We start from the raw sequence: 11,056 nt of genomic DNA, 5'->3' as shown, positions 1-11,056 counted from the left end.
TAGGGCATCTAGGCAGCCAAACAAGAAGAAGGGATAGCTGAACGTTCGAGCCACCGTCAGTTGGAGGAACTTGCACCCGAAAAGCGACTACCGCTATTGCCGTAATGCGCGGGTCGTGGACCTCTCTGAGGAGTACGCCTCGCCGCTAAATGGGCAGGGAGAGCCACAGAATTCACTGCGCCGTGTAGCCCCCATCCACGAGGAAGTCCGCGCCAGTGATGGCTTGCGACTCATCGCTCGCCGGAAACAGCGCAGCCGCAACGATCTCCTGCGGCCGACCTAACCGACCGAGCGGATGGGCACTTTCAAGCGCTCGGCGATTTCCGGCTGGAAGCTCGGCCAGCCAGCGCTCCATCATGGGTGTGAGTGTGTAGGTCGGTGAGACCTGGTTGCAGCGCACACCGAGCGCCGTCCTGGGCGAGGTGAAGCGCTGTCGACTTGGTCAGCATGCCCACGCCTCCTTTGCTCGCCGTATAGGCAGCGGAGGCGCCGTCAGTAACGCGGCCGAGGATTGAGCCGATGTTGATAATTGAGCCATTTCCTTGCCGCCGCATGGGCGTAATCACATGCTTACAGCCGAGAAACATTCCATCCAGATTAACCGCGAAGGTTCTCGCGAGTGTTTCGGGCGTGCAGGCCTCAACCGTATCTCCGTGCAGGGAGATGCCGGCGGCGTTGACGAGAACGTCAACGCGGCGTTACCAACCACGGGTGCCGCGTTTGGCACATTTTTGTGCAAGTGCGAAGAGCCAAAATCGCGATGGCGCGTGGTGTTCACGCGCCGACAGTCATCATAGAGATTCTATTAAATCGGTTCAGCTCCTTCAGCGTACCTCTGCCAAGTCGGGGTCATGCGTGAACAGAACGGTCGGGTGCAAGTCATTTGTCCGGCCTCAATGAAGCAGCCCTCATGGCTGCGGGCCCTAATGAAGTTCGCGGGTCGGATCCCATTTCAGAACATCGAGCATTTTGCTCACAACCCCTAGCGGGCTATCCCGCCCCCGGCTCGGCCGGTTTGTCATCACATCATCGTTCACCCTCGCAACTCGAAATACGTTGTCGTTGAATTTCAAGCTGGCAATACGTCAGCAGACCGTTCGTCGCGATAGGTGATGCCTTTGGCGAGGATACACCAGACGATCCGTGCCATCTTGTTGGCGAGCGCCACGGCAGCGACCCTGAAAGGTCGGCGACCTAACAACCCCATGATCCACGCCGAGCCTTTAGTGGTTTTGCCCCAGCGTAGACCGCATGGGCTCCGACAATTAGAAGACGTCTTATCTACTGATCGCCAATCTTTGAGATTTTGCGAGCCTATCTTTCCCTCCGGTGGACTTCTGCCGCGGCACCAGGCCGAGCCATGCCGCGAATTGTCGCCCGGACGAAAATGCCGAGGGATTGGCCACCGTCGCTGCCAGGACGCTTGCGGTGATAGGGCCGATGCCATACATTAATAGTTCGATCGAGAGTACCGACCCTTGCCTGGATACCCTGCAGTTGATCGACGATCACCTCCATACAATGCCGCATGAGAGGTTCAATACGCTCATTCGTATCGTCGTTGATGACCGCGATGAGTTCTTGAACTTTCGGAAGCCCCAGCGCAGCGACAATGCCAACTTCGGCCAGATGACCGCGTAGGGCGTTTACGAGCATCGTGCGCTGGCGCACAAGAAGATCGCGCGTACGATGAAGCATTATCACGAATTGCTGCTCGATGCTTTCTGCTGTGCGTTGAAGACGCTTTGGCGATCTGAATTTCTTTCGATCCTCAAGGCAGATCGCCGCAAGCTCTTCCCGCTCAGACGCTGCCGGCCGGTTCTCTCAGTGCTGCGTGCACTTGGCCGATCAAGGCAGGAAGATCCCCCGCGACTGGGTTGTTGGAGACATAGGCTGAGACATGACGGTTTGCTTGTGGATCAAGGCGCTCGATAATCAAGTCCGATATCGAGGATCGGCGCGCTATGGGTCAGCCAGCCTACGGAGATCAGATCGACTCGGGTCGCGGCGATGACTGGCGCCGTTGCGGCGGTGATCCTGCCCGATGCTTCGGTGATGCATCGACCGGCGACCATCGATACGGCCTGGCGCAATTCGTCGACCGACATGTTGTCGAGCAGGACAGCGTCTGGGGCGAGCACCAGGGCCTCTTCCAGCTGGGCCAGCGTATCGACCTCGACTTCGATCTTGACGAGATGGCCGACGCTCACTCGCGCCCGCTCGATGGCCGGGCGAATTCCGCCGGCGATGGCGATGTGGTTGTCCTTGATCAGGATCGCATCATCGAGACCGAAACGGTGATTGGAACCGCCACCGGCGCGCACGGCATATTTTTCCAGCGCCCGCAAACCAGGCGTCGTCTTGCGCGTGCAGACGATCTTTGCGGCGTGCCCGTGAACCGCGACGACTAGCAATGCGGTCGCGGTCGCAATGCCGCTCAGATGGCACAGAAAATTGAGCGCCGTCCGTTCAGCGGTGAGCATGGCGCGGGCCGGACCGGTCACGGTTGCGATGATGTCTCCTGGCGCGACTTTGCTGCCGTCTGCCCGCTCCACCGTGATTTCGAGGTCCTGGTTGAACAGCCGGAACGCCAGCATCGCCAGATCTAGCCCGGCGACAACTCCGGTCTGCCGCGCAACGAGCGCGGTCCTCGCGCGATGGTTGTTCGGCACGATGGCATCGGTGGTCAGATCACCCGCCCGGCCGAGATCTTCCAGAAGTGCTGCCCGCACCAGGGGCTCAAGCATGATTGCGGGAAGCGGCGAGAGGTTCATTGCGCAAACTCTTCAAGCGTTGACGGACATGCGAATTCCCGAGCTGTCGCCAAGGCTTCATCGAGCGTGAGCCTGGAGCGGCGGGCGACGACCGCATGATCGGGAAAGTCCGTGCGGTAGTGAGCGCCGCGGCTTTCTTCGCGCAGCAAGGCGGCAACCGCGATCATCAGTCCAACTGCGGCGGGATCGGACGCTGCATCGTGTAGCTCGGCCAGCGGAAGCAATGTGCTTACGGCCGCTCGCAAGATCTCACCATCTCGCTTCACGCCAAGAGTGCGTGAGAGGAGAGGGCGCAAGGCGAGTGGATTGGGCGCCGGAATTTCCCGTGCCTTTGATCGTGTTCTGAGACCGATCGGAGATCCCGCCACGCTTTCGGCGACCCATCGCGCGCATACGATCGCCTCTGTCAGCGAGTTGCTGGCAAGTCTGTTGGCGCCGTGAAGTCCCGTCGAGGCGACTTCGCCGCAAGCCCACAGCCCGGCAACAGAGGTGCGTCCGTCCCGATCCACCGAGACGCCGCCCATGTGATAGTGCTGGGCCGGCCGTATGGGAATGAGGTTGCGCGCCGGGTCGATGCCTGCGCCCCGGCAGGCTGATGCGATCGTCGGAAACTGCCGCGCGAATGTCGGGCCGGGCTTTTCCCGCCCATCGAGAAAGACGCGGTGGCCGTTGGAAAGATGCTTCCAGATGGCGCGCGCCACAACGTCGCGCGGCGCGAGTTCCGCACCCCGCACGCCTTCGAGGAAGCGCCGGCCTGTTTCGTCGACGATCGTCGCGCCTTCGCCGCGAACCGCTTCGCTGATCAGCGGCATGGGGCGATCCGGCCCGTCAAGCGCGGTCGGGTGGAACTGGATGAACTCCAGATCGGCAAGAACAGCACCGGCGCGCGCCGCAAGCGCCAGGCCCTGTCCGCAACTGCCCAGAGGGTTGGTGGTGTCGAGGAACAGTCCGCCAATTCCGCCGGTCGCGAGGACGACCCGTCCCGTACCCAAGAACACAGGACTCATCGAACAGCTCGCCCAAACGCCCCGGACCGTATTGTCCTCCACCGCCAGCCGCCGCGCCTCCACACCCTCGATGACTACAATCGACGGAGCAGAACGCACGGCCTCGACCAGCGCGCGCATGATTTCCTGTCCACTGCCGTCGCCGCCGGCATGAACAATGCGCCGGCGGCCGTGTGCGGCCTCGAGTGCGAGAAGCAACGCTCCTTCCGGCGTCCGGTCGAAGCGGACCCCCAGGGTCGCCAGGGTCTCGATCGCGTTGGGAGCCGCATGGAGGATGCGGGTTGCGACTTCTGCGTCGCACAGCCCGTCGCCCGCGGCGAGCGTGTCGGCGAGATGCAGTACCGGATCGTCGTCAACGCCAAGGCTGGCAGCCAGCCCGCCCTGTGCCCACGCGCTCGATGCGTCAGATCCGAGCGGGGTCCTGGACAAAATAAGCACCGGTTCTGGCGCCAGATGAAGCGCAGTCATTAATCCGGCAATGCCGCCGCCTATGATAATAGGCCGGCCAGAGAAGCTGCGGACATCCGCGCTCATAGGGCGAGCATCCGCTCGACCGCGAGCCGTGCTCGTCCTACAATCTCTGGCTCGATCCTCACCTCGTGCCGGTTCTGCTCGAGCGCCGAGCGGATGTTGGCGAGCGTTATCCGCTTCGTGTGCGGGCAGAGATTGCAGGGCCTGATGAACTCGACGTCGGGGTGCTCCACCGCTACATTGTCGCTCATCGAGCATTCCGTCATCAGCACCACGCGAGGCGGTTTCTGGCTTCCGACATAATCGGACATGGCTGCCGTCGAGCCCGAAAAGTCGGCCTCCGCCACCACTTCGGGCGGACATTCAGGATGAGCAAGCACCGTCACGCCGGGATGATCCTCGCGCAATTGTCGGATGTCGGCTGGCGTGAAACGCTCATGCACCTCGCAATGCCCCTTCCAGGCGATGATCTCGACGTCCGTCTGCGCGGCGATGTTCTGGGCCAGATATTCGTCCGGCAGCATGATCACCTGGGAAACTCCAAGCGATTCGACCACGACCTTGGCGTTGCCCGACGTGCAGCAGATGTCGGACTCAGCCTTCACTTCGACCGATGTGTTGACATAGGTGATGATCGGCACGCCGGGGTATCGTTGCCGCAGCAGGCGGACATCGGCAGCGGTGATGGAGTCAGCCAGCGAGCAGCCCGCCTTCAGGTCCGGGATGAGCACCGTCTTTTCCGGGTTGAGCAATTTGGCCGTTTCGGCCATGAAATGCACGCCGGCAAGCACGATGACATCCGCTTCGACAGCCATCGCCTTGCGGGCCAACGCCAGGCTATCGCCGACAATGTCGGCGACGCAGTGGAAGATCTCCGGCGTCTGGTAGTTGTGCGCCAGGACGACGGCGTTTCGCTGCTGCTTCAGCTCGAGAATTGCGTCGATGTCGTCCAAAAAGGTCGGCCATTCGATCGGGGGGATTACGCGCTGAACGCGGTCGTACAGGGACGCGCCCGAAGGCAGCATGGCGCTCATCGAGCCCTCCGATTATACTCTACCTGAATATAAGGCGTATATATTCGTAGTGAGTATAAGCGGTCAAGCCCGCGAGAGCGGCAATTTTGCCCCGGCAACTTCCCCCTCTTCCAGCACGGCGTGCCGGAAGCGGTAGAGCTTCGCCGGCCAGCCGCCTGTCTCCGTGCTCGTTTCGCCAGTCTCCTCGACCAACTCGTGCTGCTCGATGAGGCGACGGAAGTTCGGTTTGTGGATGAGCCTGCCGGCGAGCGCCTCCACGGTTCGCTGCAGCTGAAGAAGCGTGAAGGCCGGCGGCATCAGTTCGAAGACCACCGGCCGGTATTTGATCTTGGAGCGCAGCCGCGAAATGCCCGTCCCCAGGATGCGGCGATGATCGGAAACCATGGACTTGCCGCGAACCGGCGGGGGCAGAGTCGAACCGCGCATCGCCTCTTCCACCAGGGCTGCTTCATAAAGCAGCTCGTAGCGCTTAAGCGTGAGATCCTCGTTCCACGGACGGTCGTCGAAGCCGAAGGCGATCGCCGCCCGTCGTCGGCGCTCGAGGCGCGTCGCGTCGTCGTAGGCGCCATCCGCCCACTCGATCAGGCGTGGCCGCAGGAGGTTCGACACCATCGGCGGAGTACCGGCACGGTGATCCTCCCAGGGAAAGTAGTCGTACCAGCTTTGCCAGCTGGACTTGGACGGAGCCGTTGCATGTTCCTTGCGGGTGAGGGCGAGATAGCTGATGGAGATGACGCGCTGCTCCAGCTCGGCGCCGGCGCGGTCCCGATCGGCGAAGGTGTAGAGCTGCTCGATATATCCTAGTGGGTGGCCGGTTTGCTCCTCGACCCACGTTCTTAAACCGGACTGCAGCGATCGGTGCTCGAGCGCGAGCGGACCGGAGGGCAAGGTGTCCGTCTGCCCGATGGTGAGGACACAGGGCTCATTGTTGCTCACCGCCACGACGACGGCAGTCAGGTCCACTTTGGCCGCGTCGGCCTTGCCTCCGGGACTGTTTCTCCTGATCCTTTTTGCGCGATCGTCCATGGTCCCCTAAAGGTGCCTGGGCAGGGCCGAGAAGTAGCTGAACCGATTGAATTTTGTTCTCACCAATAACGGTCGCCACGTCAACTCATGCACCTCGTAATTTAGCCCTTCGCACCTGCACAAAAATATGCCAAACGCGACACCCGCGGTTGGTAACGTTAGGGAAGGAGTCCTCTATTGAGTGCGGTTGCTAACACCAAGGCGATCACACCGCCGGATATAGTGTCGAGCGCACTAGCTTCGACCGGCTAGTTGTTAGCTGTCGCGGCGCGGTTGGAAATCTCGGGGCTTTGCGGTGCCCATTGACGGACTTCCCAGGATAGGTCCTGTGGGCAGCGGCTGATTCTTGTCGTGGGCGGGTCAAGATTGATTTGATTGTTTCACTTTGCAGAGACAACTGCAATGAATGTAGCATGTTTTTTGGCGATTATTGAAGTTGCAATCACAGGCATTATTCCATGGATGACCTAGATCGAAGGATTCTTGCGACTCTACAAAAGAACAACCGGCTCTCATTTGCAGAACTGGCGGAATTGGTCGGTTCCTCGGCAGCGTCATGCATGCGTCGAGTGAACAAGCTGCGCTCTGATGGCGTAATCGTTGCGGACATCTCGCTCGTGGATCCGAAAGCTGTCGGCAAATCGCTCACCGTTGTTGTCACGGTTGAGTTGGACCGTGAGCGTCTTGACCTCGTCGACGATTTCAAACGCGCGATGCGCGCGGCCAAAGAGGTTACCCAGTGCTATATGATTACGGGCGACGCCGATTTTGTGCTGATCGTAGCCGTTGAGGACGTCGAGGCCTTTGACGTCTTCGTCAAGACAAAACTCTATACCAACCCTAATGTCCGAAAATTCCGGAGCATGATCGCGCTTGATCGGGTCAAGTTCGAGCCCCGGGTTACGGTGTAGAGTTGGGCCGGTTGCGCTGAAGCCATCACTCCGGGCCGCGTTTTGAAACTGCCATTGCGCGTCCACCATCAGATTGAGCGTTTTCGCTTAAGCAACTGTGCGATCTAGAGGGCGCAGTCAATCCTGCGTCAGGACGGTGTGGGTTGCCCGACCGCTCGACGCAATCAAAGCAACCGTCCCGATGTAAGGAAAAAGAATGGCGACCCCGATGACACAGATCTTGCCTGTTCTTCCAACTGTCGATGAGCACTACGTCGATCGACGCCTCTATCCGCATGGGGTCGCGTTCATGGATGGGCAATACCTGCCGATGTCCGAGGCCAAAATCTCCGTGCTCGATTGGGGGTTCCTGCACTCAGACGCCACTTACGACACGGTGCACGTCTGGAATGGCAGATTCTTCCGATTGGATCTCCATCTTGATCGTTTCTTCGGGGGCGTTGAACGTTTGCGAATGAAGGTGCCCTATGATCGCGAGACGATAGTATCGATCCTCAAAGACTGTGTCGCTTTGTCTGGCCATCGATCCGCGTACGTGGAGATGATCTGCACGCGCGGTTCGTCGCCGACATTCAGCCGCGATCCCCGGCAAGCGGAGAACCGCTTCATCGCGTTTGCTATCCCTTTTGGGTCGGTTGCCAACAAGGAACAGCTGGAAAAGGGTTTGCACGTCGCGATCAGCGAGACCGTCCGCATCCCGCCTAACTCGGTCGATCCGGCGATCAAGAATTACCATTGGCTCGATCTCGTGAAGGGCCTTTTCGACGCATACGACAGGGGGGCTGAGACAGCGCTGATCCTGGATACGAACGGGCACATTGCGGAGGGGCCTGGCTTCAATGTTTTTGTTGTAAAGGACGGATCCCTGAGGACACCCGCTTTTGGGGTGTTGCCGGGCATTACGCGCCGGACTGTCTTCGACCTTTGCGCCGAGATCGGGCTCTCGGCTACGGCTGCCGATATTGCTCGCGCTGAGATCAAAGCGGCTGACGAGGTGTTCATCACCTCGACTGCCGGCGGCATTATGCCCGTGACGCGTATCGACGACGCCGCGATCTCTAATGGGCAGGTCGGGTCCGTCACCCGCCGGCTAATGGATCTCTACTGGCGAAAGCACGATGATCCGGCATGGTCGACTGCTGTCATCTACCCGTGATCGGAAATGAGCCATGCGAGAGCAACTTTGCGAGCGGCTTTGTGATGATCTCGATGAGCTGTCGTCACGCAAACTCCCGAAATTCGAGCAGGCGCGCTTCGTCGGGGCACCGCCCTGGATTTGGCAGAGTGCCCGATACACACCTACGTCTCCTGCTGCTGGGAGACAGCAGTCGGAAGACGAGCGCGATCCGCGATGGTGCGGCAACTTTCTGCGTCGCCGAGCTCGCGCCCACGCTCCGTGGACGTGCATCTCAACGAGGCGACCGACCCGTCGATCTTCCGCGAACTGGTGATGGCGGTTTTGCTCGGTGTCACAATCCCTGTGGAATATGACAGGCTCGGAGCTGGCTACGCTGCCTATGCCTCGTGGCGCGCGGGGTTGAGCGAATCGACAGCCGTTACCACGATGATGAGCGTCCAGTCGTCACTGATCATGTACTTGTGTTGGACGTATCCATGCCATTCCTGCGGAGGTGCCGATGAACAACGATTTCATTGCCTATTTGTCTGCGGAACTGGCTGGGTTGAAGTCTGCGGGGCTCTACAAATCCGAGCGCGTCATCACCTCGACGCAGTCGTCTAAGATCGAACTCGCAGATGGCAGCAAGGTCCTGAATTTCTGCGCCAACAACTATCTCGGTCTCGCCGACAATGAAGAGCTGCGGAACGCGGCTAAGGCTGCGCTCGACCGCTATGGATACGGTATGGCGTCGGTCCGCTTTATCTGCGGTACTCAGGAGGAGCACAAGCAACTCGAGGCACGCATCTCCTCATTCCTCAAGATGGAAGATGCGATCGTCTATTCATCCTGTTTTGACGCCAATGCTGGTTTGTTCGAGACGCTGCTCGGCGAGGAAGACGCCATTATTTCCGATGCGCTGAACCACGCCTCGATCATTGACGGCGTACGGCTTTCAAGGGCCAGGCGCTTCCGCTATGCCAACATTGACATGGAAGCGCTGGAAGAAGAGCTGAAGAAGGCCGAGGCCAGCCGCTTCAAATTGATCGCGACCGATGGCGTATTTTCCATGGACGGCATCATTGCCAATCTTGGCGGGGTTTGCGACCTGGCGGAAAAATATGGCGCCATGGTCATGGTCGACGACAGTCATGCGGTCGGCTTCGTCGGCAGGCATGGGCGCGGCTCGGCGGAGCATTGCGGCGTCGAGGGCAGGGTGGACATCATCACCGGCACGCTCGGCAAGGCGCTCGGCGGCGCCTCGGGCGGCTACACGGCAGGCAAGCGCGAGGTCATCGACTGGCTTCGCCAGCGCTCGCGGCCGTATCTGTTCTCCAATACGCTGATGCCTGCCATTGCAGGGGCGTCGCTGAAGGTTCGATCTGTTAGAACAAGGCGATGCGCTGCGCGAAAAGCTCTATGCCAATGCCGACCGCTTCCGCTCGAAGATGTCGAAGTCGGGCTTCATGCTGGCTGGCGCGAACCATCCGATCATCCCTTTGATATTGGGCGACGCGAGCCTCACGCAGCAGATGGCCGAGAAGATGCTCCAGCTCGGCATCTATGTGGTCGGTTTCTCCTTCCCGGTAGTGCCAAAGGGGCAGGCGCGCATCCGCACGCAGATGTCTGCCGCACATTCGAGCACGGATGTTGACCGTGCCGTTGAGGCCTTCACTGAGGAGGATTGGGAGTCATCCGATGTCCAACATGACGGAATGCCTTCGTCGATGTACGTCATATAGTCCTTGGCGTTAATCTACGGTCGAACTTTAGTGACACGTTGATGCCAGCCCGAACGAGGAAGTGCTCGCCCGCCCTCAAAGTCTAGTGATCGCCCGCAATACCTGCACCGGTTTACCCGTTTATCTGTTTGGAGAGTAAATGCTCTGGAACCGCTGGTCGACGGTTCGGGGATCAAGAGGATGATCAAACGCGACGCTCCACTTCTAATGAACCCTGCTCCCAGCTCGAGTATCCAGCTAAAGACGAACTCCAAACGCGGATCGGAAGATCACTAAGGCCAACCTCTCGGCAAGGCGGCATTCACGAAGAACCGCAGCCAGACACGCTGACATCACGAATGGGCCACAGCCCTCACCGGAGGCTTGCCGTACGCGACATTGTATTGGCTGCCCAGACGAGAGCTCGCCGCCACCGGACGCAAGCCTGTCCTCCGAGTGTCTCTTGCTCACCATCTGACAAAGGAGACGAAGGCCAATGATCGCCACATCACCCGCGCTGCTTGTGCCCGACCTGCGGCGGGTAAAGCGTTCGGCCGGATCGGCGTCGACCAGCGCGCGGTTGTGGAAACGGCTCGTGCGTATGCGACCCGCTTGTGGCGTGCGCCCCGGACCAGGCGAGGCGTTTCAGATCAGGCCGCTTTTTGGGGCTCGCATTTCAGTAATTGACGCTTTTTGGCCCAAACCTACCTCGGTAGGTGCTATCGTTTCGAAAATGGCGTCTCCCGCCAAAGTCATTCGTGGGAGAACGAGACGTCTGCCGCCGCTTTGAGATCGAAAGCCTCTCTCGTGGTGTCGGCCGAACTAAATAGGTGCCTATTGACCGCACCGCCAATACAAAAAAGGGAATCGGAACGTGAGAAGCTCGCGACGAGACCTCATGATGCAGAAGGTCTAAGGGCGCAATGACTGCCTACATTCTTCGCAGAATGGTCTCGACCGTCGCCGTCATGACGATGGTCGGCATCTTCGTCTTC

General features: G+C 59.9%; 10 protein-coding genes and 3 pseudogenes. 5 read left to right on the top strand and 8 right to left on the bottom strand.

What is annotated here, in order from left to right; genetic code table 11:
- Positions 1-172 precede the first annotated feature (172 nt).
- From G6N73_RS38895 to G6N73_RS38885, 3 genes and pseudogenes are all read right to left on the bottom strand, one after another.
- Complete coding sequence (locus tag G6N73_RS38895; RefSeq protein WP_165034002.1) at positions 173-400, bottom strand: SDR family oxidoreductase; 228 nt, start codon at positions 398-400, stop codon at positions 173-175.
- Positions 306-683, bottom strand: a pseudogene (locus G6N73_RS38890) (SDR family NAD(P)-dependent oxidoreductase); the annotation flags it as partial. The pseudogene G6N73_RS38890 and the gene G6N73_RS38895, both read right to left, overlap by 95 nt.
- Positions 684-1,277: 594 nt before the next feature.
- Complete coding sequence (locus G6N73_RS38885; protein ID WP_165034001.1) at positions 1,278-1,451, bottom strand: transposase; 174 nt, start codon at positions 1,449-1,451, stop codon at positions 1,278-1,280.
- Between the two features lie 46 nt (positions 1,452-1,497).
- On the opposite strand from G6N73_RS38885, the gene G6N73_RS38880 reads away from it, so the two are divergent.
- Positions 1,498-1,641 carry a hypothetical protein gene (locus G6N73_RS38880; RefSeq protein WP_165034000.1) on the top strand — a complete coding sequence of 48 codons (144 nt, stop codon included), beginning with the start codon at positions 1,498-1,500 and terminating at the stop codon, positions 1,639-1,641.
- Between the two features lie 184 nt (positions 1,642-1,825).
- Here G6N73_RS38880 and G6N73_RS38875 read toward each other — a convergent pair.
- From G6N73_RS38875 to G6N73_RS32260, 5 genes and pseudogenes are all read right to left on the bottom strand, one after another.
- Positions 1,826-1,948 (bottom strand): annotated as a pseudogene (locus tag G6N73_RS38875) (MucR family transcriptional regulator); the annotation flags it as partial.
- A complete protein-coding gene (gene nadC / locus G6N73_RS32275; RefSeq protein WP_165033999.1) occupies positions 1,920-2,774 on the bottom strand; it encodes a carboxylating nicotinate-nucleotide diphosphorylase in 855 nt (284 codons plus the stop codon). The pseudogene G6N73_RS38875 and the gene nadC, both read right to left, overlap by 29 nt.
- Positions 2,771-4,315 (bottom strand): L-aspartate oxidase, encoded by a 1,545-nt coding sequence (locus G6N73_RS32270; protein WP_165033998.1) that lies wholly within the window; start codon positions 4,313-4,315, stop codon positions 2,771-2,773. The genes nadC and G6N73_RS32270 overlap by 4 nt, the downstream gene beginning before the upstream one ends.
- Entirely contained in the window at positions 4,312-5,286 is a 975-nt protein-coding gene (gene nadA / locus G6N73_RS32265; RefSeq protein WP_165033997.1) for a quinolinate synthase NadA, read from the bottom strand. Before nadA ends, G6N73_RS32270 begins: the two co-directional genes overlap by 4 nt.
- 63 nt (positions 5,287-5,349) lie before the next feature.
- A complete protein-coding gene (locus G6N73_RS32260) occupies positions 5,350-6,312 on the bottom strand; it encodes an NUDIX hydrolase (protein WP_165033996.1) in 963 nt (320 codons plus the stop codon).
- 458 nt (positions 6,313-6,770) lie between these two features.
- Between G6N73_RS32260 and G6N73_RS32255 the strand changes: the two genes are divergently transcribed.
- The 4 genes and pseudogenes from G6N73_RS32255 to G6N73_RS32245 all read left to right on the top strand — a co-directional run bounded on the left by G6N73_RS32255 (position 6,771) and on the right by G6N73_RS32245 (position 10,082).
- Positions 6,771-7,223 (top strand): Lrp/AsnC family transcriptional regulator, encoded by a 453-nt coding sequence (locus G6N73_RS32255; RefSeq protein ID WP_165033995.1) that lies wholly within the window; start codon positions 6,771-6,773, stop codon positions 7,221-7,223.
- A 196-nt stretch (positions 7,224-7,419) separates the two neighbouring features.
- Positions 7,420-8,379 carry an aminotransferase class IV gene (locus G6N73_RS32250; protein ID WP_425484183.1) on the top strand — a complete coding sequence of 320 codons (960 nt, stop codon included), beginning with the start codon at positions 7,420-7,422 and terminating at the stop codon, positions 8,377-8,379.
- 195 nt (positions 8,380-8,574) lie between these two features.
- On the top strand, positions 8,575-8,964 hold the full coding sequence (locus tag G6N73_RS38870; RefSeq protein ID WP_425484182.1) for an acyl-CoA dehydrogenase family protein: 390 nt from the start codon (positions 8,575-8,577) through the stop codon (positions 8,962-8,964).
- Positions 8,861-10,082: pseudogene (locus G6N73_RS32245) on the top strand (glycine C-acetyltransferase). The gene G6N73_RS38870 and the pseudogene G6N73_RS32245 overlap by 104 nt, the downstream one beginning before the upstream one ends.
- The last annotated feature ends 974 nt before the right edge of the window (positions 10,083-11,056 follow it).

It is taken from the genome of Allomesorhizobium camelthorni (assembly GCF_011045125.1).
Classification (GTDB): domain Bacteria; phylum Pseudomonadota; class Alphaproteobacteria; order Rhizobiales; family Rhizobiaceae; genus Allomesorhizobium; species Allomesorhizobium camelthorni.
The sequence above is the reverse complement of the archived record's forward strand: the minus strand, read 5'-3'. Positions and strand labels throughout refer to the sequence as shown.